This window comes from Prevotella sp. P5-126, from assembly GCF_002251185.1.
Classification (GTDB): domain Bacteria; phylum Bacteroidota; class Bacteroidia; order Bacteroidales; family Bacteroidaceae; genus Prevotella.
In genome coordinates, this window is sequence record NZ_NPIZ01000053.1 from 262,013 (window position 1) to 284,568 (window position 22,556).

Sequence of the window (22,556 nt, forward strand, 5' to 3'; positions counted from 1 at the left end):
ACCAAATCTAAAATATGGAATTGAAAAGAGTAGTAGTGACTGGACTCGGTGCCGTCACGCCACTGGGCAACACTTCTGAGGAGACCTGGCAGAACATGCTGGCGGGAAAGAGTGGCGCAGCCCCCATTACCAGCTTCGATACCACAAACTTCAAAACTAAGTTTGCGTGCGAAGTGAAGAACCTTAACATCAATGATTATCTTGATCGTAAAGAGGCTCGTAAGATGGATCGTTACACACAGTTGGCTCTTATTGCTGCTAAACAGGCTGTGGAAGACAGTGCAATGGACCTTGATACCGAAGACAAAAACCGCATTGGCGTTGTTTATGGAGTAGGTATCGGTGGTATTAAGACCTTCGAGGATGAAGTGAAATACTATGGTGTTCACGAGGCTGATGGTCCTAAATTCAATCCATTCTTCATTCCGAAGATGATTGCCGATATTGCTGCCGGACAGATTTCTATTATGTACGGTTTCCACGGACCAAACTATATCACTGCTTCGGCTTGTGCTTCTTCAAGCAATGCATTGGCTGATGCTTTCAACCTTATCCGTTTGGGCAAGGCCAACATTATTGTAAGTGGTGGTGCTGAGGCTGCTATCTGTGCAACAGGTGTTGGTGGTTTCAATGCGATGCACGCTCTGTCAACTCGCAACGATGAACCTGAAAAGGCAAGCCGTCCGTTCAGCGCAAGCCGCGATGGATTCATCATGGCTGAAGGTGCTGGTTGCTTGATTCTTGAAGAGCTCGAGCATGCTAAGGCACGTGGTGCTAAGATTTATGCAGAAATGGTTGGTGCAGGAATGAGCGCCGATGCTCACCACATCACCGCCTCTCATCCAGAGGGTCTCGGTGCATGCCTCGTGATGCGCAACGCATTGGAGGATGCTGGCTTGAATCCTGAAGATATCGATTATATCAACGTACACGGAACATCTACCCACGTAGGTGATATCTCTGAAGCCAAGGCTATCAAGGAAGTGTTTGGCGATGCTGCTTATAAGCTCAACATCAGCAGTACCAAGTCGATGACTGGTCACCTCCTTGGTGCAGCAGGTGCTGTAGAGGCTATGGCTACCGTATTGGCTGTCAAGAACGACATCGTTCCTCCCACTATCAACCATGAGGAAGGCGATAACGATGAAGAGATTGACTACAACCTCAACTTCACCTTCAACAAAGCACAGAAGCGCGAAGTGCGTGCCGGACTGAGCAATACCTTCGGTTTTGGTGGTCACAACGCTTGTGTAGTGTTCAAGAAGTATGCTGAATAATTATAATTTCATAGATAGAATAAGGCTCCCTTTCCGCAAGGAGAAGGAGCTTTATTCTTCTTTATACAAAATTCTCGGATTTTATCCTCGCAACATACAGCTCTATAAGCAGGCTCTTCTACACAAGAGTCTGCGTCGCCGAAATGAGAAAGGACGTCCTTTGAATAATGAGCGCCTCGAATTTTTGGGTGATGCCATACTTGATGCTGTGGTGGGCGATATCGTATTTCGTCATTTTGAAGGCAAGCGCGAGGGATTTCTTACTAATACTCGCTCTAAACTCGTACAGCGCGAAACACTCGGACGATTGGCCAAAGAGATGGGTATCACTCGGCTGATCACTACGTCTGACCGCTCTACAGTTCATAACAGTTACATGGGGGGAAACGCTTTCGAGGCCCTTGTCGGTGCGATTTATCTCGACCGCGGCTATGAAGCCTGCATGCGTTTCATGCAGAAGCGTATCCTCAACCAGATTATCAACATCGATAAAGTGGCCTATAAGGAGGTCAATTTCAAGTCGAAACTGTTGGAATGGAGTCAGAAAAACCGTGTGCGGCTGGAGTTTAAACAAGTGGAACAGACGAAAGATGAGAATAGCAGTCCTGTCTTTGTCTATCAGGTGATACTTGAAGGTGTAGAAGGTTGTGCGGGTAAAGGATACAGTAAAAAAGAGAGTCAGCAGAATGCCTGCAAGGATACGCTACAGCGTTTGCGTCGCGAGCCACAATTCATAGACAGCGTGTTTGCTGCAAAGACGGAACGTACAAAGATGGAGGAGGAACCGATACTCTCTGTACCTGATCCAGAAGCAGATCAGCGTGATTTTATAGTGGAGCAGCCTCAAACTACAGAAAGAGATTTTCCTCGTCCACAGAAATCACAGCAGAAGAATGTATCGGCTAATGATAACCAGTCGGCAGACCGTCATGATATGGATTTTTCACTTGATGATATTACTGCAACACCACGGGCAAAGAGCCGTGAGGAGATTATTGCCGAAGCAGAGGAAGCTGCCTTTGCCGAATAAGTGATACTGATATCTGACAAAGCCCTGCTTCAAATTATTTGAAGCAGGGCTTTGTCAATTTGTATAGAAGTGGTGTGTATGTCATCTGCTAGATGTTATTGGGCTCTTTAGCCCTTATCGTCAAACGACAAAATGGAATAGTCTGTAGGCTTTACCGATTGTTGCCACACCATGCGAATAACTGATATTATTGTTTTTTTCGATCATCGTCAATCAGTTGTAATAGGCGTTCTACGGCTTCAGCCTCAGGGATATTCTTTGCTACACACTCTTTTTGTCGGTAGAGTGATATCTTTCCACGTCCTGCACCCACATAGCCATAGTCTGCATCTGCCATTTCGCCAGGACCATTGACGATACATCCCATGATGCCAATCTTTAGTCCTACCAGATGACTGGTTGCTGCTTTAATGCGGGCAATGGTGTCTTGTAGATTGTAGAGTGTGCGTCCGCAACCCGGACAAGAGATGTATTCTGTCTTGGTAAACTTAATGCGTGCAGCCTGCAGAATTGCATCTGCCAGACCTACGAGACGTTCTGCTGAGAAGTGGGGATTGTTGATGACAAGTTGATGAGCTTTACGGTCGATGAGTAAGGCTCCTGTTGCCATGGCGACTTTGAGTTGCATGGTCTGCCAATCTTCATCATCCAAGGTGATGGTGATGGTATCATCGGCGATGGAAGCCTCGGCTTTCTCACGCAGAATAGCACATGCTTCGATGTTATCTACAAGTTGGCGTGCTACAGGAATTTCACATTCTGGTTCTTCGCTGAGTGATACACGGATGGTGTCGCCAATGCCCTCTGTCAGCAAGGCACCAATACCTACGGCACTCTTGATGCGTCCGTCTTCGCCTTCTCCAGCTTCGGTAACACCGAGATGCAGTGGATAGTGCATGTCTTCATGGTCCATGGTTTCCACCAAGAGGCGTACCGTAGTAACCATGACCACAGTATTGCTGGCTTTGATGGATATGACCACATCGTTGAAGTTCTCACGTTTGCAGATGCGCAGAAACTCCATGCAACTTTCTACGATACCTGCGGGAGTGTCGCCATAGCGCGACATGATGCGATCGCTGAGCGAACCATGGTTTACTCCTATGCGTACGGCAGTATGGTGCTCTTTACAGATATTGAGGAACGGCACTAGTTTGGCTTCTATTTTTTTTAGTTCATCGGCATATTCTGCATCGGTATATTCGAGATGTTTGAAGACTCTGCCAGGGTCAACATAGTTGCCGGGATTGATGCGAACTTTCTCGCAGTAGCATGCTGCCACATCGGCTACACGGGCTGTGAAATGTACATCAGCTACCAATGGAGCTGTATAGCCATCGGCTTTCAGCCGTTGAGATATGTTTTTCATATTCTCGGCTTCACGTGTTCCCTGTGTAGTGAAGCGCACCAACTCACCTCCTGCATCGATGATGCGTTTGGCTTGTGCCACGCAACCTTCGGTATCGTTGGTGTCTTTGGTGGCCATCGACTGGATGCGGATAGGGTTATCGCCTCCGATGCCGAGCTGTCCTACGTGGGCAATGGATGATACTCTTCGTTTGTAACTCATCTTCTTATGGATTGGTGAAGCAGTGCTTCAGTTGGTTTTATATTCGTATTTCACTTCGGCCAAATCGCGGTTGGCTTTCTCAATCTTGGCTTTCAGTCCAGTCTTATAGTCTGCTAGGCGCTTGGCAATGGCTTCATCGGAGAGTGCAAGCATTTCTACAGCTAAGATAGCTGCGTTCTGTGCACCGTTGACACCTACTGTTGCTACAGGGATTCCTGGGGGCATCTGTATGATGGAGAGCATGGCATCGAGTCCGTCGAGCATGCCTTTGATGGGCACTCCGATAACGGGGAGTGTGGTTGATGCTGCGATGACGCCCGGTAGTGCAGCCGCCATTCCGGCAGCTGCGATAATCACTTTCAGACCGCGCTCCTTAGCCCCTGCAGCAAATGCCTCTACTGCATCAGGGGTACGGTGTGCCGACAGCGCATTGACCTCAAAGGGAATTTGCATCTCGTCGAGTAGTTTACATGCTTTTTCCATAACGGGCAAATCGCTTGTGCTGCCCATGATGATGCTGACAATTGGTTTCATAATCGTATTTGTATGTCTTGTTGTTGTTAAACGATGTTGTTGTCTGTATGTTATAATCTATTGTGATTCGTTAGATGAAGAGAATGATGATGGCTGCTACGAAGAAGCCAATCCAGAATCCTCCTACTATCTGTCCGAGAGAGTGCTGTCGTAATATCATGCGACAGGTGCCCACGATTCCTCCGACAAGGAATACCAGGCAGAGCCACCATATGGGATTGAATGCCAGATATTCGGCAAAGGCAAATAGTGCACCGCCTACGGCTCCGATTGCTGCCGAGTGGGTAGATATCTTCCATACTACATTGATAAGCGCACATATCATCTGTACGCAGAGTGCTGCCAAAAGGATGGAACCGATGAAATGTGGCATGTGAAGCCGAAGGAAGAGATAGTAACAAGCGAAATAGCTGGCTATCGATAGAGCATAGGGCACCATGCGCCGTTCACGTTGGCCTAGTTCGATGAGTGTCCATCCTTGGTATTTGCGGTAGAGTCGAATGGATATGGTTGGCATCAGAATCGTGAAGAAATAGACCATTGCCAGTACCTGCAATTTGTAGGCAGTAGGGAAGATGCTCATGAAACTGAAGGTGAAAAGTACAAGCATGCCTACGATGGGCAAATAGAATGGTGTGAAGAATAGGCTTACCGCACGTGCAGCGATGATGAGGCGCTTTTCGTTTTTCATTTTTTCTCCTCCTTTCTCAGTCGTGCTATAGGCAGTCCAAGTTGTTCGCGGTATTTTGCCACGGTACGTCGTGCTATGGGGTAGCCCTTCTTTGCGAGCAGTTTGCAGAGTGCATCATCGCTCAGTGGTTGCTGTTTATCCTCGCTGTTTATGAGGTCGTGCAGAATCATCTTAAGTTGCCGAGTGGAGAGTTGGTCACCTTCAGCAGTGGTATAGCTTTCGGTGAAGAAGTGGCGAAGGGGGAAAGTGCCCCATCGTGTTTGTGCATATTTACCGTTGCAGGCTCTGGAGATGGTGGTGAGGTTGAGACCTGTCTTTTCCGCAATATCCTTGAGAATCATAGGTCGTAGCAGTGCCTCGTCGCCTTCTTCGAAATAGCGATGCTGCCATTGTATAATGGCATTCATAGTCATGGTGAGTGTGCGGCGTCTGCTCTTGATAGCTTCTATGAAACTATGAGCGGCATTCACTTTCTTTTTAGTATAGAGCAGCGCTTCCTTCATTTGGCGGCTCATATTTTCTTTGTTGGTCTGATATTGATTGAGTGTTTCGGAAAACGATGGTGATACATGCAGTTCTGGCAATTCTCCAGTATTGAGTTGGAAGGTCACGGTACCGTCGTCCTGTGTATCGATGATGAAATCGGGTGTGATTTGTTGGAGTGAACGCCCTACGGCTTCGCCCATTGATGCACCAGGTTTGGGGTTGAGTTTGCGCATCTCTGCCATGAGTGTATCGACTTGCATCTCTGTCAATTGCAAGCTTTGTCTGATTTGTTGCCAGTGCTTCTTGGTAAAATCTTCGAAGTGGTTGTTGACCACTTGTTCCATTAGCATGGTCAGCCGCGATGGTTCACGTCTTTTGATTTGTAAGAGCAGACATTCTTGCAATGAGCGTGCACCAATACCAGCGGGGTCAAAGTCTTGGAGCATCTCCAAGAGCTTTTGCAATTCGTGTTCATTGGTATCAATGTTGTGGTAGATAGCCAGTTCGTCGGCTATGCTATCGAGCGTTTTTCTCAGTAGTCCGTCTTCGTCGAGTGAGCCAATGATGTATTCCATGATATATCGTTGGCGCTCATCAAGTGGCAAGAGCCCCACTTGTTCCTTGAGCTGATCATAGAAAGAGAGAGTTTCGCCATAGACCATCTCTTCGCGTTCCTCGTCATAAGATGGTCCGCTGTGATATACGGGAAGGTCTTCATCATCGCGGCCAATGCGTTCTAAAGCGGCATCGAGCGCATCGTTCCGCTCTTCGCGCTCGTTGCGTTGTTCGTAGTCTTCGTTGGTATCAGTATCGGTGTCTGATGGTTCATCGTCGTGCCAATCGTTCTCTTCATCGGTGCCCGATGATTCCAGCGCAGGATTATCGTCCATTTCAGTGCGTATGCGTTCCATGAGTTGCGCCATAGGCATCTCTGTGAGTTGCGCTTGGAGCAACTGTTGCTGTGTGATGCTCTGGGTTTGCCGGAGCGATTGTGACAGTTGTTGTTCTTGTGTCTGTTCTTGTTTCATCGGTAATACGCCTTGAGTTGTTCGGCCAGCGTAGCCAGTTGTTCGGTATCGCTATTGCCGTATCTCTGCCATATATCCTGACAAGCAGGGAAGATGGGGCTAAAGAGCATCTCATTTCTATTGAGATAGGGGTCGCAGTGTTGATATACTTCCATGATGTCAGCAATCTTTGCTGCAGACATGTGCATTAGTCGGGCCAGGTCTTGTATTTCTGGAGTTTCTGGAACCATGGTGATGGGTGTCAGTCTGAAATATAGGTCGAGAATGATGATGAGTGTGAAAGGCATTAGTTGACTATCACCTTCAATGGGTCTGAAATCGTGTTCAAACGACTCTTGCAGTTCCACCCCTTCGTAGAATTCGCCACTATTGCCGAATCCTGCCATTCGTCTCAGCAACTTTACTGCTCGGTTCAGACGTTGTGGGTTGTTGGCATAGTGTTGCCATAGTTGTTGGATACGGGGCGTGTCGAGGCTTTCCAGTTGCTTCATCTTCTGATGGAGTGTTTGTGGCGGAACGTGTAGTTCGAGGCTGAGATCCACCATAGCCTTGCAGTACAGGGGTTTGAGCCCTGCCGGCTTCTTTTGGTATAGTTGTATGAGCAACACCCAGCAGTCGTCTTTCCAGTTCTGATTCTTTGCCATGGCCTTATAGCTTTTGCTTTTTGTGCAAAGTTAGCGAATAATGGTGAAAGTGCAAAATAATCGGTTCGCAATTTGGTTATTTCCGTGATATTATTCACCTTCGCGATATTAGTTAATTACAAATCGGTCATTCCTTTATCAAAGAACCGATTGGCGGATAAATAAAAAGGGGAACCCCGATAGGAGTTCCCCTTGATGTATGACTTGTATAGTCTGATTATTTCTTAGGTTCGAAATAGAATGCACCACCCATCTGTGGCTTGTTGTTGAACGATGTCTTGTAACCGATAACGGTAATTTCGTCACCGAGTTTCTTGCCAAGGTCGCTGAAGTGCTTTCTTGAGTCCGCAGGAGTATTCTCCCAACCAGTCTGCACACCGTAGATGTAGGCAGCACCAGTTTCATCAACCAAGTCGAAGTTACCATAGGTCTTCAGTTCGGTCTTGTTGCCGTTGCCTGCAGTGGTAATTGTACCCGTCAGCATGTAGTAAGTCTGCTTGTCGTCTTTCAGTTTTACGAAATCAGCAGCAGAAATCTTTGTTACAGCTTTGTGCTTCTCATACTTACCACCCTTCACCTGTGGATTGCCGTTGAATGAAGAATGTGTACCGGTCAAGGTGACGATGTCCCCAACCTTCAGACCGAGCTTCTCGAAGTCACCCTTGTTGCCAATGCCATAAACATACGCCTCGCCGGTGTAGTCTCTGATGTAGATGTTACCATATTCAGCCTTAGCCACCTTGGTGATGACACCGGTCAGGCGATATACAGTAGCATCTTCTTTAGAAGCAAGGAACTCGCTGATAGGACATTCGATGATGGCACCCAACTGAACAATCTGCTTGGTTACCGTAGAAGAGTTAGAACCACTGGCGCTGGTGAAGCTTACTTCTGCTACACGGTCACCACCCTTGTTGGCATTAGCCTTGAACACAACGGTAGAAGTTCCGTTCTTGGTGTTGATAGACTTGATAGAGAGCCAGCTTTCAGCCTCCTCAGGAATCTTCACGTCAACGCCTTCACCCTTGTTGGTCAGATATGCGATTACTTCGCCACCAGCCTTAGGCAGAGTGTCTATTGAGAGTGAATCAACCTTAACGATAGACTTCTTAATATTGACAACCGATACATCGATGAGTTCAACGGTAGAACCATAAGTAGTCTTTGGACCCTGTACAGTTACCTCGTCACCTTCTTCGATACCGAGACTTGCAAAGTTCTTAGTATTACCCTTCTTATCGAGTGTACCATAGATATATATTTCGCCAGTACCATCATTCAGATACCAGTTACCGTATGTGGTTTGGGTAATCTTTGTTACAGTACCCTTCACCTTATAAGTGTCACCGTCAGGACCAGCCAATACCTGTGCACAGGTAGAGAGAGGCAGTTCGCCCTGAACACCCTGCAATACCATAATGCGCTGAGTCTGTTTTGGGGTATTGAGCAACAGATAGGCAGGTTTGCGTACTTTCTCAGTAGCATCGGCTACGAAGATCATGTTGTACTGGTCATCAATCTCCTGACCTTTATCGTCTTTAGCCTTTTCTACGCTGATATTCAACCAACTGGGATAATCGCTATCGCCAAGTTTAACAATAGCGTCGCTTGAGTTCACCAAGGTGTAGTCGATATATTGACCCTTGATCACTACGGTGTCTCTACCGCCAGTAAGTGGCAGGGCAACCATGGATTTTGACACACTGATTTGGTCCAATGATGCCAACTCCTGGTCTTCGTTACAAGCCGTGAACAGTGTCAGGACTGCAAGAAGCGGAGCGATAATATATTTCAGTTTCATAAATCTGTTCTGTTAAATGATTAGAAAATGTACTTAACACCTACAGAAGCATACCAGCACTGACCGATGGCATGGTTGGGCACAAAGGTCTTGGTGTTGCCATTGATAGACTTCGGAGTAGAGAAGGTGGCAATGCCATCTGCGTCGTAACCCTCATACTTCAGGATGCGTGCCTCAGAACCGATTTCAGGATTGAGGTACTTCGATACGCCCCAGCTTGAATTGAAGAAGTTCAGTACGTTCTTCATGTCGAAGCTCACCTGCAGTGTGTGTGTGTGCTTGGCAATGTCAAGTTTGAAGTCGTGCTTGTAGCTGAAGTCGATGCGGTGTACCCAAGGTGAGTAGAGGCTGTATGCCTCGGCATATTCGCCCTGGTGGTTCTTGAGATAGCTGTTGTTGTGCACATAATCCATGAAGCGATTCTGGTCGTCTTCTGATACAAAGCGGAACTCCTTGTTAGCCACCTGCTGGTCTGTTGGGATATAAATGGCATCGTAGTTGTAGCTATCGCCGTTCATATCGTTCTGAGTCATGTAAGAGTAGTTGTATCCACCACGCCATGTTTCATAGATCAAGCTATAGTGGTTGTTGCTCTTATCGTGGATCGTAGCCGATGCGATGAAGCGGTCTGGAGTAACGTTCATACCGTTGTGGAGCTTGATATTGTTAGGACCATATACGGTAGAGATGTAGTTCAGTACTGATGAGGCATTTGAACCAGGCAGTGAAGTCACTTCCTTAGATACGGTGTGTGTATAGGCAGCCATCAAGCTCATGAAGTCCCAAGGCTGTGCATTAAGGGTGATGCTACCAGACCATCCGTAACCGCGGCTGGTATTCTCCAGTACGTAAGCCTGCTTCACATCGGGCAGACGACCTGCACCGGTAGGATAGATAGGACGGTTGTCAGCGCCATTGAGACGAGTGAAACCACGTACATCCCGTACACTCCAGTCAGACAGCGTAGCTGCGTTCAGTGTCTTGTTGAAGATACCCTCAACAGTTACAGAGAATGGGAATGACACGGGGATCTGATAGTCAACAGCCAATGAGGTTTTCCATACCTGAGGCATCTTGAAGTCTGGATCTACTGCAGAGATAGAAGAGGGCAGTGCACCTTCCTCAGGAGTGATAGTCTCTGGGAATCCCATGCCGATGAGCTTGTTGCGCAGCGCATCAATAGTAGGCTGTCCTTTTTCGTTAACCACGAGACCGCCTTTGAATGTGTCCATATCAATCAGTTCACCATTCAACTTGGTTTTCGCATTGAGCTGTGCCTGATACTGCACCATACCTGAGTTGGTAGGCATATTGGTGAAGAATACGAGAGGCAGACGTCCTGAGAAGAGACCCGTACCACCGCGTACCTTCAGGCTCTTGTCGCCGAATACGTCGTAGGTGAAGCCCACACGTGGTGAGATTGTTATGGTAGAACCAGGCCATTTACCTGTATCGATGTGGCGTCCGTTGTAGTCCAAATCGTAGATTTTCTGGTTGGTCATCAAGTCATCGTCGTTGAATGCAAGATTGTCGAAGCGGATGCCGTATGTGAGTTTGAGTTTTGGAGTAACGTTCCACTCATCCTGTGCATAGATGCCAAACTTGTTGAACTGTACGCGTGCAGCAGGGCTTGACTCACCATTGTAACCATAGGTCAAGCAGACGATCTCAGGAGCTTCGCCGTTGAGGAAGTCGCTCATGCTCTTATAGCGGTAGTAACCCGTACCATTACGCATATACTGGTTGTCTGCCATCTGGTGTTCGAAGCTCAGTCCGGCAGTAATCTTGTGTGAACGAAGATAGAAGGTAATGTCGTCCTTGATGTTCCATACTGTGTTGTGAACGGCGTTGTTGTAGGTGAAGAGCTCTTCACCCAAAGCCATGTAGTTGTCGGTACCGTCAGCTTCAACAGTTCCGTCAACGCTCATCTGACCACCATCGAGGATATCGATGTGTGGGAATACAGAAGAGTTGGTGAAGCGCACGTCGTCGAGTTTTGAGTATGTAGCCAGGAACTGGTTTGAGATATTGTCGGTGAAGCGGCTGTTCAAATCGAGAGAGAAGGTCTTTACGACATTGTCTATCGCATACATACTGTTTGCGAAAGACATAGAAGCCAGTGACATACGAGCATTGACAGCACGTGTACCACCGTCCATAGAAGAAGCGTTAGGAGCGTTCCAGCTACGGTTCTTGGTGTAGTTGTAGCGCAATGCTACGTGATGACGGTCTGTGATGTTCCAGTCCAAACGGAAGAGGAACTTCTTGTTTTCCTCATCTGCAGGGAATGAAGTCCATGAACCGGTGTTATAACCGTATTTCTGTTTTACGAATTCTGAAACAGTTTTCAGGTCAGACAGCTTAGTGCGTGAGATGTAGTTGTTAGGATCAGCGATACCATTCTCCGAACCTCTCCAGCGTGAAGCGATAGTAGGAGTCTTCACGATTTCACCGTTGGCGAAGAAGAAGAGCTTGTTTTTGATGATAGGACCACCGAGTGTGAATCCGTAAGTGGTTTTCTGGTCTTTCTCGCGTGCCCCGCTGATAGCCTCGCGCTCGATAGCGTCTCCGCGCATATTCTCGTTGCGGTGATATACGTAGGCAGTACCCTTGAATTTGTTGGTACCCGACTTGGTTACAGCGTTGATACCACCACCGATGAAGTTGGTCTGACGTACGTCATAGGGAGAAATAACTACTTGCAACTCATCGATAGCATCGAGTGAGATAGGATTGCCGCCTCCAGGGAGCTTATCGCTCAAACCGAAGTTGTTGTTGAAGTTGGCACCATCCACGGTGAAGTTAGCTGTACGTCCATCCTGACCGGCAAACGACATTCCGCTACCACCATAAGGAGAGAGACGCGTGATGTCTGTGATGCTGCGGTTGACCGTTGGCATATTGACAATCTGCGCGTTGTTGATGTTGGTAGAAGCGCCAGTCTTCTCGGCAGAGAACTTAGAAGCCTTACCACTAACCACGATTTCGGTCAATTCGTTAGCATTGACTGAAAGTTCAACAGGGAGGTTGTAGGTTTCAGCAAGCTGCAGGGTAACATCTTTTACCACTTGAGTTGTGTAGCCCACATAACTGATGGTCACCGTGTAAGGACCACCAGTACGCATACCTTGGATGGTAAAGCGTCCGTCGATGTTGGTCACTGTAGCATAACGAGTACCAGAGGGAACGTGTACGGCCTGTACCGTAGCACCAATCACCTCCTCCTTCGTGTCTTGCGTCGTTACCTTACCGCTAAGGGCGGAGGTAGTGATCTGAGCCATGATGGTGAGTGTTGAAGTCAACACCATAACCATCAGAAGAAGTAGTTTTTTGTTCATACTTGTTGTTTGTTATATAAATCCGTGGCAAATTTACTTAAAAAAATACAAATAAATGTTACATCAATGTTAAAATTGCATTTTTTATGCATTTTTTTGACGTGTACCCATGCGTGCTTCAACTACGTTGACCACATAGTCGCCTAATTTCTCACATTCGTTGATGATATCCATATAGATGGTGCCCACGGCATAGGTGTATGCATGGTTGTTCACGTCGTTGATGTTTTGCGATTTCAACTGATTGCGGTAATTATTGATTTCGTTCTCGATGTTGAACGAACGGTTGACATCGTACGATACTTTTCTGCCAGCCATTAGCGCATTCATCTGCGTCAGGGCTTGGTCTGTGAGTTCCATCATTTGGAAAATGTGCTCATACTGCTTTTGATTGAAGTGGTCTTGCTTGCCCTGATATTTGCGAGAGATGGTGCGTGCAATGTTGTAGCAAGCGTCGCCGATACTTTCAATCTCTGATATTTCGCGCAGCATCGCACGGATTTTAGCTTTGGTATCGTCAGAGAGATGAGCGTCCGACACTTCATCGAGGTATTGTGCAATTTCCAATTCCATGTTGTCGGATATTCCTTCATACTTCTCTATACGCGAGTACATCTTATTAAATGTCTTCTCGTCTTTCTCCACCAACAGTTCTTTGACCAAACCGAACATGCGCTGTATGCGGATGGCAAACTGCTGTATCTCCTTTTGAGCCTCCAATACCGAGAGCTCCGGAGTCTTCATGAAGCCAGCAGTAATGAAGTGCAGACGGAAGTCCTCCTCTTCATCCACTTTCTTAGGCTTGATCACCCAGCATACGAAGCGTTCGATTTGTGGGATAAACCAGATGAGGATAGCGGTATTGACAACATTGAAGCAGGTGTGGAAGGCAGCCAGCACAAAACTGAGTTTGGCGGAATTGGCAAGAAAAGCCTTGGCTGTGGTAGTGGCGCGGTCCATATCCACATCGTAGCCAACGAGTCCGCAGACCATATCGACGAAAGGACGGAATACGAAGAGTATCCATATCACACCGAATACGTTGAAGAACATGTGTGCAAGTGCTGCACGCCGCGCCTGTGTGTTGGCAGACATGGCAGCCAAGTTTGAGGTGACTGTGGTACCGATGTTCTCACCCATGACGAGTGCGATACCCTGGTAGATGGGCAATACTCCGCTCGAACAGAGAATCATGGTGATAGCCATGACAGCAGCCGACGACTGTACACAGAAGGTAAGCACACCTCCAAGGAGCAGGAAGATGAGTGTGGTGCTGAATGCGTTGGGATCGAACGATGCGAAGAAGTCGAGCACGGCTTGGTTTTCTCCGAGGTGCATGTCTATACCGGTCTGTCGGAGTGTGCCGAGACCGAGGAACATGAAGGCAATACCAAACACGAAGTCGCCTATGAAGCGCTTTTTTTTCGAATAGATGAGGATAATGGCGAAAAAGAAAGCCGGATAGACGAAGTCGGTGATATTAAAAGAAAACCCTGCCGACATAATCCACGCCGTCAGGGTTGTTCCAATGTTAGCACCCATAATAACTGAGATAGCCTGTGCCAAAGTCAGCAGACCAGCGTTTACAAACGAAACGGTCATCACAGTTGTAGCGGTGCTCGACTGTACACTTGCCGTGACAAGCATACCAGTGGTCATACCCATAAAACGATTGGTGGTCATGGCACCGAGGACATGTCGCAATTGCGGTCCTGCCATTTTTTGGAGCGCCTCACTCATTGATTTCATACCGAACATCAGCAGGGCAAGTGATCCCAAAAGCTTGAAAAGAATCCAAATTGACATACTTGGAAGTTTAAAAAGTTTAAATTCTTATTGTTTTCTAAATATATTCACTAACTTTGTCCACGACTAATGCAAACAATATGCCTATGGAACAAATGGTTCAAATCCGTTGCAAAAATAATAAAAAAATATTAAATGTAAGCATCGGAAGTACACTTTCTGATATTTTTTCTTTTTCGGGCCTTACCATGGAGTACGGTCCGATAAGTGCACGTGTTAACAATAAGATAGAGGGAATGCACTATCGCGTGTATAATTGTAAGGATGTGGAGTTTCTCAGTCTCCGCCATCCTTCTGCGCTAAGAGCATATACTCGCAGTTTGTTTTTTGTGCTTTGTAAGGCTGTCCACGACCTTTACGGCACGGGACATGTGGTTATCAATGTGCCTGTGAGCAATGGCTACCATTGCGATTTGCATATCGGGCATCAGGTGACCGACGCTGATGTGGCTGCCATTAGAAAGCGCATGCAGGAGATTGTGGCTGCTGCCATCCCCATTCATCGCCATCAAGCAACAACCGAAGATGCCATCCGCATGTTTCGTGAGATGGGAACCGTATCGAAGGTGAAGCTCCTTGAAGGGTTGGGATCGCTCTATACCACCTATTATGAGATAGATGGCTATGTGGATTATTACTATGGCTCGATGCTCACCAATACCGGGCAACTGACACTTTTCGGCGTCGAACCGTATTTCGGCGGAATCCTTCTGCGCGTGCCGTCACCACAAGATCCGTCACGCTTGGGCGAACTGGTGCGTCAGGACAAGATGTTCGACATCTTTATGGAGCACCACCATTGGCAGGACATCCTCGGCATCAGTACCATTGGCGACCTGAACAAAGCGGTGGAAGAGGGGAAGTCGAACGGACTCATCCAACTGAGCGAGGCGCTGCAAGAGAAGAAGATAGCGCAGATAGCCGATGAGATTGCCAAACGGAAAAATGTGAAGATGGTGCTCATAGCCGGTCCCTCATCGAGCGGTAAGACCACCACCTGCAAGCGCCTTTCGGTACAACTGGCGGTCAACGGTATCCATCCCATTGGCATTTCGCTCGACGATTACTTCGTGAACCGCGAACAGACACCGCGCGATGAGACTGGCGACTACGACTACGAACATCTGCATGCACTCAACATTCCTTTGCTCAACGAGCAGATGAATGCCCTGTTCAGAGGCGAAGAGGTGGAACTGCCACGCTATAATTTCCAGATGGGCAGAAGTGAAAAAAGCGGTCGTCGCCTACGACTTCAGGGCAACGAGGTACTTGTCTTGGAAGGAATCCATGCGCTCAATCCCGAACTGACAGCATCTATCCCCAACGATCAGATATTCCGTGTCTATGCTTCGGCATTGACCACCATCCTGCTCGACACGCACAATTATATACCGACTACCGACAACCGCCTGTTGCGCCGTATCGTTCGCGACTATAAATACCGTGGGGTATCGGCATGCGACACCATCCGTCGTTGGCCTTCGGTACGCCGGGGTGAGAACCGCTGGATATTCCCTTATCAGGAAAATGCCGATGCCATGTTCAATTCTGCCATGCTTTTCGAACTGGCAGTACTGAAGAATCAGGCGTTGCCCTTGTTGGAACAGGTGCCTGAAAACTGCGAAGAGTATGCCGAGGCATATAGATTGATGAAGTTTCTGCGCTACATCCACACCATCAAGGAAGACCAGATACCGCCCACATCGCTACTTCGCGAGTTTCTTGGCGGCAGTTCGTTTGAATACTGATGCATCATTCCCAGCGGGTAGGATAGCGTACCAGCTGACATACAGAAAATTTAGTTTTCAGAAATATTTCGACCACACGACCACCACTATGATGTAATCCTTTGAGAGATATGGCATTATGGTGGTGGTCGATGGCTTAATTGCTGCGTTTTCGACCACCCATCGGCCACCAATATGAGTAAGACACATCCCGAACGCATCCCGAACGCATCCCGAAGCCATATACTCTCTTTTTCTATACAATATTGGGCAAAAGGTCTTGTTGATGTTTGAAAGAAATGCCATTCAACAGTCGGTCATCCACAGCGAATCGTCCTACTTATATAATAATGTACGCGTGCGTAAGATAATAAGGAAAGGAATTATGGCCTTCCTCTTAGGGCCTTGTTGCCCTGTCAAGTATGACACAAAGGAAATGAGCATGGTCTTTCAATCCAAAGAAACTATTGAAAACAACGAAAAAAGGTGAAAAATAGACGAAAAAAACAGCAGATGTGTTTCGTTTTTGAATATCATTTACTACCTTTGCATAAGATAACCTAAACACCTGTCAGATTATGAAAAAGTTAATCCTTGCCCTACTAGTTGCTTGCAGCACACTCACAACGGTCGCACAAAACCTGCGACAAACCGTAGAAAACGGTGTACAGACCAGCATCCGACAGTCAGAAAACCATCTCTGGCGAGAGGCTTTTGCCACATGCAGAGCTCTCGATGCCATGCTTGGAGCCGGCAATCCCGATTTGCATTATCTTGTCAGCAACGAACGCTTCCGCCTCTACACCCGTCTGAACAAGTCGGCAGAACGTAAAGCTCAAATGGCGCTGATGGAAAACTATGCGCGTGCCAGCAAGAAAAAAGATGTCATTGAAGACATGCTCATGAAGAAAGCTGCCTTTGCACGTACTACTGGCAACGCACCTTTGGCTACTGTATGCTATAAGGAGATCTTCACCATGAATGCAAAAGGCAAGGATGATAACGGCAAGGAAAAGTGCTTCAAAGACCTTATTGCCAAAGCCAAACAAGACAATAACGACTTGATGGCGGGCATCATCAACAAGATGTATGACGAATGGACCGACTCTATTGCAGGCATCAGAGCTGTCAACGAACTGAAAACTGTCAAAGCACAATACGCTGAAGCACAGGACGAAATAAGCACCAAGGCTACTACCATTACTGCGCAATGGGCGTTTATCGTCATCCTTATAGTGATTGGTGTAGGACTGGCTGCCGGCCTTCTCTTCTTCCTCTTTGTCATGTTCAAAAACGTCAGAGAAATCAAGCGCTTGAAGACCAGCCTCGATTTGGCAAATAGCAATAACGAGCAGAAAAACAAGTTCCTCAATAATATCAGCGCACAAATCCGCCCGTCACTCGATGCCATGGAGCAAGGCGATACCAAGCGACAGGTCAAGGCTTTGCAAAACTATATCGCACACATAGAAAACTATATGATGCTTGAGCAGACTCGCGAGGAACACTACGAACTCACCAGTCACAATATGGGACAGTTCTGCGAGAAAGTCACCCAAGAGGTAAAGGCTATGGTCAAATCTACTACCGAAGTGACTTGTACTGCCCAACCCATCTCTTTCGCTACTAACGAGGACGCTTTGCGCACCATATTGCTCAATATCGTAGAAGAGGTGGTAAAGGCCGATGGTGTGGAGCGCATCAACCTTGAGTTTAAGAAACGCAACCCCCATACCGGCAATTTCTTGGTAACGGCTGTGGGTATGACCTTGCCCGAAGAGAAGCGCGAAACACTTTTCCAGGCATTCTCCGAGATTGCCGATCTGACTGAAGACGACGGACTTACCTTCCCCACTTGCAGTCTGATGGCGTATAAACTCAACGGTCATCTCCGTCTCGACGACGAGTTCCGTCATGGCATCCGCTTTGTTGTGGAACTGAAAGACAAATAAGCATCTGCATCGTAAGATATCAGTAAAGGTGGAGTCTCCGTGCGAGATTCCACCTTTAATTTACGCTAAGGCGCAATTCTACTATGTGCGGGATATTGCCCGATATTTTGCCAAGACGTTTCCAAACCTTTGGCAAAAGTATTACCCAACGTTTGGCAAAGGTGTTTTTCCAATGTTTGGCATAAGTATTACCTAACGTTTGACAAAAGTAATGTCTAACGTTTGAAAAAGGTCTTTTCAACGTTTGATAAAGATGTTATCCAATATTTGATAAAAGTGTTATCCAATATTTGATAAAAGTGTTATCCAATATTTGATAAAAGTGTTATCCAATATTTGATAAAGGTATTATCCAACGTTGGATAAAAAGATTATCAAGGTTTGGAAAAACGATGATAAACGATTGTATTTTATAAGGGAAATAGGATCACGCTTTACTTTGTCCTTTCAGGACGTTAGTTAATTGTTTATGTTTTGTATCCTCAGGGCGTTGCACGGGTGGTCGAAGTGTGGTCGAAAACGCCGTTGTAAGATTTTCGACCACCCATTTAACCGTATATCTTACAACGTGTTATGACATATCGGTGGTCGAGTGGTCGATTTTTACGACGTCGCGTGTGCGTGCGTACACGTGTATGTACGCACGCAAACCTTATATATTAGATTCATTCATCTCAGATGAACTGTCGTTTCTGCTGATAGCAGCAATCCGTTTACTGGATGAATCCTATTTCGATGACCTGATCAACAGCTGTAGGTACAGCATCGAGCGTGAGTATCACACCGCCTTGACACTTCTGCATCTTCACCGCCTTACGACTGACAAAATCTACAGCCTTCTTCATCTGTTTATTGCCAGTGGGCAGATAGAGCACCTTGTCTTGCAGGTTGAGGATATGCACAAACAGTCGGTTGTCCTTCTGTGTGGTCACTCCCCAGTCGTGAGGTGCAACAAATCCACCGCGTGTGCCATAGATAGTTTCGCCATATACCTTCATCCAGTCGCCCATCTCCTTCATACGTTCCACCGCAACAGCGGGCAGACAACCATCAGGTTGCGGACCGATATTCATGAGCAGATTGGCATTTTTGCCTGCTGCCTTCACCAGATATTGAATGAGTGTATGGGTCGATTTGTAGTTCTGGTCGGTAATCTTGTAGCCCCACATGCCGTTCATTGTCTCGCATGTTTCAAGTGGCAACTGCGAAATAGACTGTCCGGAGAGTCCGGCAGAGTTTTCGCCAGGCAGGTCGCGCTCAAACATTTGGAAGTCTTCGCCAGGGAATGGAGTCACGTGATGGTTGTTGCCGATGAGGCATGCAGGCTGCAAACTGTGGATGAGTGCATACTGTTCGGGCAGTTGCCAGTCAAATGATGGATTGATGTCTTGATCCCACCAACCGTCAAACCAGATGGCTCCTACCTTGCCATAGTTGGTGAGCAGTTCGGTGAGTTGGTTGTTCATAAACTTATAGTACGACTTCCAATTTTGTTTGTCCTTGGGTCGTCCTGTGCCGTGTCCGGTACGTCCCAGCGGAGCATCCTCACGTTGCCAGTCGATGTGTGAATAGTAGAAGTGGATGTCAATACCCTGTCGGTGACATTCGTCAGCAAGTTCTTTCACGATGTCACGCTTAAAGGGTGTAGCCTTCACGACATTATAGTCAGAGTATTTGGTGTCGAACATGGAGAAGCCTTCGTGATGGCGGGTGGTGAAGCAAATATATTTGGCACCTGATGCCTTGATCTGCTCTACCCACTCTTTGGCATTGAAGCGAGAGGGATAGAAGCCGCCTGCGAGTTTGGCATATTCCTTGTAGTTTAAGTCTGCGTTGTGCATGGTCCATTCTCCTGTGGCAAGCATGGCATAGAGTCCCCAGTGGAGGAAGATGCCGAATTTCTCGTCTTGAAAATGTTTGCGTGCCTCAAGGTTCTCCTTGGTAGGTACGTAGTCTGCCGACTGTTGCACTGTCTGTTGTGCCATTGTCGATGTCAATGCCAGCGTCAGCATGACGGTTGTGAATAGTTTTTTCATCATCAAGTTGTTTAGTTGTTATGCTCCACCGTTCTGTTTGGTCAACGGCATATTTCTATTGTGTGATAATTGCTTGAGTTTTCAAATCCCTATAGGCATGATTTATATCCCTCGCTCAGCCCAGTCGCCCCTGTCGAGATTGCGGAAACCGATGGCTTCAGCGATGTGTTGTTGCTGCACTTGCGCCGATCCTTCAAGGTCGGCAATGGTGCGTGCCACCTTGAGAATTCTGCTATATGCTCGTGCAGAGAGTTTCAATCGCTCCATGGCCATGCGCAACATGTCCATGGATGACGCATCAGGTTCGGCAAACTGATGCAGCATGCGCTCCGTCATTTGGGCATTGCAGTGGATGCCCTTGTAATCCATAAACCGTTCCTCCTGCATTTTGCGAGCGGCAATGACTCTGGCGCGAATCGTTTTGCACGATTCACCGGGAGCCATCTGCGAGAGTTGTGCGAAAGGCACGGCTTGTATCTCGCAATGGATGTCTATTCGGTCTAAGAAAAGAGGGGCCGCTGATTGTCCCACTTTTTGGCTCGCTCCATGCCATTTAGCACTACGCCTACGATGATTTATCAAGGACATAGGTGAATGGCCATTGTTTATGTTCACGATGCAAAGATAACACTTTTTGTTTAATTAGTCGAGCCTTTTTGATTAGAATTGCTCCATTGTGCATAGACTCTATACATTCCCACATGGGCCAGGTGAATTTCTGATAGACAGAATCTAAGGAATGTATTTCGACGAGGTTGAGTCCGATAACATGTTTTTTGAGGTCTGTATTGCGGTATTGCTTCTTTACGACAGCATAGGCGCGTCCCATATCCTCAAAAATGTAGGGCGTAACGTCGGCGAAAGGTTCCGATTCAAGACCATCCATAGTGATAATATAACACTCGGGAACCACATCATTATATGTGACCCCCACCAGTATGCCACTATCTTCGAACAGATAAATAGGTAATGCGGCTTTATTCTTAAAAAAACATAATTTTGTTGGTAAAAAGTTGCAAATGCGAAATATTTTCATTAAATTTGTGGCATCAAAATACGAGAAGAATGGAAAGTACGGAGATTATAAAGAACGCAGGCCTAAAAATCACTCCGCAACGTAAAGTGGTTTATGAGGTTATGATGGAATTGCGTCATGCTGCCATTGATGAAATAATCAAGTGTGTGCAATCCAAAGATAATCAGATAACCATCTCAACCATCTATCGCATTCTTGATTCGTTTTGCAAGGCTAATCTGTTGTCACTTGTGTTCCATCCCGAAGTGGGGAAAAACTATTATGACATTACCGTGACAGAGCATCACCACATATTCGAGGGAGAGAGCATCTTGGATTATATGGATGAAGAGCTTACGGAATTGATACGACAGTATTTGAAAGAAAAGAATTTTGCATCGGTTGACATTAGCCGAATACAGGTGCAGATAACGATAAATAATCCAAAGTTAAACACTAAAAATTAAAAAGTATGAGAAGTATCACGACTTTCGATTTGCAGTATGCACATCGGTTCTATGGCTTCCAAGGCGAAGCCCAGTATCTTCACGGTCACACTGGCACACTGACCATTGAGGTGGAAGATACGGTTGAAGAAGGTGTAAACATGGTGTACCCTTGTAATGAAATCCAAAAGGTGGCATGGAGCCTGTTGAAGAATTTTGACCATGCCTTGGTGCTCCGCGAAGATGACCCTTTGCTTCCTGCCATTCTTGATGTGTATGAAAAGCAAGGCATCAAGAACGGTCATCCGCAAAACAAAATGAAAGGAGAGGCCTTCAAGACCGAATTGGCAACGGCTTACCCCGATGCCCGTCTGGTTGTTACCAAAGAAACCATGACAGTGGAAGGTATGATTAAGATTGTATATGACTTGTTGAAAGACAAACTGAACATCGCTAAAATCACTTTCACAAGCGGTGTGAATGCCGCGTCTGCCGAGTTTACCACAAAGAATAACATCGACCGTTGTCCTCTTTGCGGTGTCGCCCTCAATGCGGATGGAGTATGCCCAAAATGTGGTTATCGGAAAAAATAATCCACGGAAAGCTGCATATAAAATAAAGTAATGATGAAAATATGGGGCTGTGTCGTAATTAAGGTTTACGGCGCAGCCTCTTATTTTACAAGTTAGAAAAATAATTTGAAATTCAGCTAATGGCTTCAACCTTTGTTTTCATAACCACATCGGCATACACCTGTGTTGAATTTATGCTAGTATGTCCGAGCAACTTGCCTACTGTGTACAAGTCACCTCCGGCAGCCAGTGTCAGCACGGCAAATGTGTGACGGCTCGTATGGAAACTGACATTTTTCGTAATCCCTGCATCCGCAGCCATTTTTTTAAGATACCTGTTACATACTCCCAATATAGTCAGTTCAAACACCTTTTGGCTCGGCTTGCATCCGTTTCGCTCAGGTAACCAATGCAAAGCCGATTGGTTTAGAGGGATTATTTTCAAATGGGTCATTAGGAGGCTCATGACAGAGGGACAATGGTCGGTTTATCACATATAATGCATTCACATGCGCGCATGTGTGAAGTTTTTTTAAGGCTCGACTAATTATAGAGAGACTATCATTCTCGTTTAATTTGTAAATTTTACTATTTTATAGTGAT

The 22,556-nt window shown here is 46.7% G+C and carries 17 protein-coding genes and 1 pseudogene; 6 read left to right on the forward strand and 12 right to left on the reverse strand.

Annotated elements, in window-relative coordinates; genetic code table 11:
- Positions 1–14: 14 nt before the first annotated feature.
- Both fabF and rnc read left to right on the forward strand, forming a co-directional pair.
- On the forward strand, positions 15–1,277 hold the full coding sequence (gene fabF, locus CIK90_RS06045) for a beta-ketoacyl-ACP synthase II (protein ID WP_094390975.1): 1,263 nt from the start codon (positions 15–17) through the stop codon (positions 1,275–1,277).
- Positions 1,267–2,307, forward strand: coding sequence for a ribonuclease III (gene rnc, locus CIK90_RS06050; protein ID WP_094390974.1), 1,041 nt, complete (start codon positions 1,267–1,269; stop codon positions 2,305–2,307). The genes fabF and rnc overlap by 11 nt, the downstream gene beginning before the upstream one ends.
- A 187-nt stretch (positions 2,308–2,494) precedes the next feature.
- On the opposite strand, the gene ispG is transcribed toward rnc, so the two are convergent.
- From ispG to CIK90_RS06090, 8 genes are all read right to left on the reverse strand, one after another.
- On the reverse strand, positions 2,495–3,877 hold the full coding sequence (gene ispG, locus CIK90_RS06055; RefSeq protein WP_094434957.1) for a (E)-4-hydroxy-3-methylbut-2-enyl-diphosphate synthase: 1,383 nt from the start codon (positions 3,875–3,877) through the stop codon (positions 2,495–2,497).
- Positions 3,878–3,904: 27 nt separating this feature from the next.
- Positions 3,905–4,411 (reverse strand): 5-(carboxyamino)imidazole ribonucleotide mutase, encoded by a 507-nt coding sequence (gene purE, locus CIK90_RS06060; protein ID WP_094434959.1) that lies wholly within the window; start codon positions 4,409–4,411, stop codon positions 3,905–3,907.
- A 70-nt stretch (positions 4,412–4,481) separates the two neighbouring features.
- Positions 4,482–5,102, reverse strand: a complete 621-nt coding sequence (locus CIK90_RS06065) for a phosphatase PAP2 family protein (protein WP_094390971.1) — start codon at positions 5,100–5,102, stop codon at positions 4,482–4,484.
- Positions 5,099–6,616 carry an RNA polymerase factor sigma-54 gene (rpoN, locus tag CIK90_RS06070; RefSeq protein ID WP_094464586.1) on the reverse strand — a complete coding sequence of 506 codons (1,518 nt, stop codon included), beginning with the start codon at positions 6,614–6,616 and terminating at the stop codon, positions 5,099–5,101. The genes CIK90_RS06065 and rpoN overlap by 4 nt, the downstream gene beginning before the upstream one ends.
- Positions 6,613–7,260, reverse strand: coding sequence for a hypothetical protein (locus CIK90_RS06075; protein WP_094464587.1), 648 nt, complete (start codon positions 7,258–7,260; stop codon positions 6,613–6,615). Before CIK90_RS06075 ends, rpoN begins: the two co-directional genes overlap by 4 nt.
- Positions 7,261–7,477: 217 nt before the next feature.
- Positions 7,478–9,061 (reverse strand): BACON domain-containing protein, encoded by a 1,584-nt coding sequence (locus CIK90_RS06080; protein ID WP_094464588.1) that lies wholly within the window; start codon positions 9,059–9,061, stop codon positions 7,478–7,480.
- A 20-nt stretch (positions 9,062–9,081) separates the two neighbouring features.
- Complete coding sequence (locus tag CIK90_RS06085) at positions 9,082–12,399, reverse strand: TonB-dependent receptor (protein WP_094464589.1); 3,318 nt, start codon at positions 12,397–12,399, stop codon at positions 9,082–9,084.
- 84 nt (positions 12,400–12,483) lie between these two features.
- Complete coding sequence (locus tag CIK90_RS06090; protein ID WP_094447574.1) at positions 12,484–14,205, reverse strand: Na/Pi cotransporter family protein; 1,722 nt, start codon at positions 14,203–14,205, stop codon at positions 12,484–12,486.
- Positions 14,206–14,291: 86 nt separating this feature from the next.
- Here CIK90_RS06090 and CIK90_RS06095 point away from each other — a divergent pair, with 86 nt between their 5' ends.
- Positions 14,292–15,953, forward strand: coding sequence for a nucleoside kinase (locus CIK90_RS06095; RefSeq protein WP_094440600.1), 1,662 nt, complete (start codon positions 14,292–14,294; stop codon positions 15,951–15,953).
- 557 nt (positions 15,954–16,510) lie between these two features.
- A complete protein-coding gene (locus CIK90_RS06105) occupies positions 16,511–17,884 on the forward strand; it encodes an ATP-binding protein (protein WP_094390965.1) in 1,374 nt (457 codons plus the stop codon).
- A 713-nt stretch (positions 17,885–18,597) separates the two neighbouring features.
- Here CIK90_RS06105 and CIK90_RS06110 read toward each other — a convergent pair.
- The 3 genes and pseudogenes from CIK90_RS06110 to CIK90_RS06120 form a co-directional block, all read right to left on the reverse strand.
- Positions 18,598–19,920 (reverse strand): alpha-L-fucosidase, encoded by a 1,323-nt coding sequence (locus CIK90_RS06110; RefSeq protein WP_094464607.1) that lies wholly within the window; start codon positions 19,918–19,920, stop codon positions 18,598–18,600.
- A 102-nt stretch (positions 19,921–20,022) separates the two neighbouring features.
- A pseudogene (locus tag CIK90_RS06115) lies at positions 20,023–20,427 on the reverse strand (magnesium chelatase); the annotation flags it as partial.
- A 58-nt stretch (positions 20,428–20,485) separates the two neighbouring features.
- On the reverse strand, positions 20,486–20,806 hold the full coding sequence (locus CIK90_RS06120) for a hypothetical protein (protein ID WP_144007231.1): 321 nt from the start codon (positions 20,804–20,806) through the stop codon (positions 20,486–20,488).
- Positions 20,807–20,985: 179 nt separating this feature from the next.
- Between CIK90_RS06120 and CIK90_RS06125 the strand changes: the two genes are divergently transcribed.
- Both CIK90_RS06125 and CIK90_RS06130 read left to right on the forward strand, forming a co-directional pair.
- Positions 20,986–21,402 carry a Fur family transcriptional regulator gene (locus tag CIK90_RS06125; RefSeq protein ID WP_094434979.1) on the forward strand — a complete coding sequence of 139 codons (417 nt, stop codon included), beginning with the start codon at positions 20,986–20,988 and terminating at the stop codon, positions 21,400–21,402.
- A gap of 5 nt (positions 21,403–21,407) precedes the next feature.
- Positions 21,408–21,974: a 6-carboxytetrahydropterin synthase gene (locus CIK90_RS06130; RefSeq protein WP_094380541.1), complete on the forward strand. Its 567-nt coding sequence runs from the start codon at positions 21,408–21,410 to the stop codon at positions 21,972–21,974.
- Between the two features lie 112 nt (positions 21,975–22,086).
- On the opposite strand, the gene CIK90_RS14530 is transcribed toward CIK90_RS06130, so the two are convergent.
- Positions 22,087–22,419, reverse strand: a complete 333-nt coding sequence (locus tag CIK90_RS14530; protein ID WP_094464592.1) for a site-specific integrase — start codon at positions 22,417–22,419, stop codon at positions 22,087–22,089.
- Positions 22,420–22,556 lie beyond the last annotated feature (137 nt).

Bases quoted from the DNA above. Each gene is read 5' to 3' on its own strand.
- CIK90_RS06130 (WP_094380541.1), top strand. From the start codon at position 21,408: ATGAGAAGTATCACGACTTTCGATTTGCAGTATGCACATCGGTTCTAT.
- CIK90_RS06080 (WP_094464588.1), bottom strand. From the start codon at position 9,061: ATGAAACTGAAATATATTATCGCTCCGCTTCTTGCAGTCCTGACACTG.
- purE (WP_094434959.1), bottom strand. From the start codon at position 4,411: ATGAAACCAATTGTCAGCATCATCATGGGCAGCACAAGCGATTTGCCC.
- rnc (WP_094390974.1), top strand. From the start codon at position 1,267: ATGCTGAATAATTATAATTTCATAGATAGAATAAGGCTCCCTTTCCGC.
- CIK90_RS06105 (WP_094390965.1), top strand. From the start codon at position 16,511: ATGAAAAAGTTAATCCTTGCCCTACTAGTTGCTTGCAGCACACTCACA.
- CIK90_RS06110 (WP_094464607.1), bottom strand. From the start codon at position 19,920: ATGAAAAAACTATTCACAACCGTCATGCTGACGCTGGCATTGACATCG.
- CIK90_RS06120 (WP_144007231.1), bottom strand. From the start codon at position 20,806: ATGGATGGTCTTGAATCGGAACCTTTCGCCGACGTTACGCCCTACATT.
- CIK90_RS06065 (WP_094390971.1), bottom strand. From the start codon at position 5,102: ATGAAAAACGAAAAGCGCCTCATCATCGCTGCACGTGCGGTAAGCCTA.
- rpoN (WP_094464586.1), bottom strand. From the start codon at position 6,616: ATGAAACAAGAACAGACACAAGAACAACAACTGTCACAATCGCTCCGG.
- CIK90_RS06085 (WP_094464589.1), bottom strand. From the start codon at position 12,399: ATGAACAAAAAACTACTTCTTCTGATGGTTATGGTGTTGACTTCAACA.
- CIK90_RS14530 (WP_094464592.1), bottom strand. From the start codon at position 22,419: ATGAGCCTCCTAATGACCCATTTGAAAATAATCCCTCTAAACCAATCG.
- CIK90_RS06075 (WP_094464587.1), bottom strand. From the start codon at position 7,260: ATGGCAAAGAATCAGAACTGGAAAGACGACTGCTGGGTGTTGCTCATA.
- CIK90_RS06095 (WP_094440600.1), top strand. From the start codon at position 14,292: ATGGAACAAATGGTTCAAATCCGTTGCAAAAATAATAAAAAAATATTA.
- CIK90_RS06090 (WP_094447574.1), bottom strand. From the start codon at position 14,205: ATGTCAATTTGGATTCTTTTCAAGCTTTTGGGATCACTTGCCCTGCTG.
- fabF (WP_094390975.1), top strand. From the start codon at position 15: ATGGAATTGAAAAGAGTAGTAGTGACTGGACTCGGTGCCGTCACGCCA.
- CIK90_RS06125 (WP_094434979.1), top strand. From the start codon at position 20,986: ATGGAAAGTACGGAGATTATAAAGAACGCAGGCCTAAAAATCACTCCG.
- ispG (WP_094434957.1), bottom strand. From the start codon at position 3,877: ATGAGTTACAAACGAAGAGTATCATCCATTGCCCACGTAGGACAGCTC.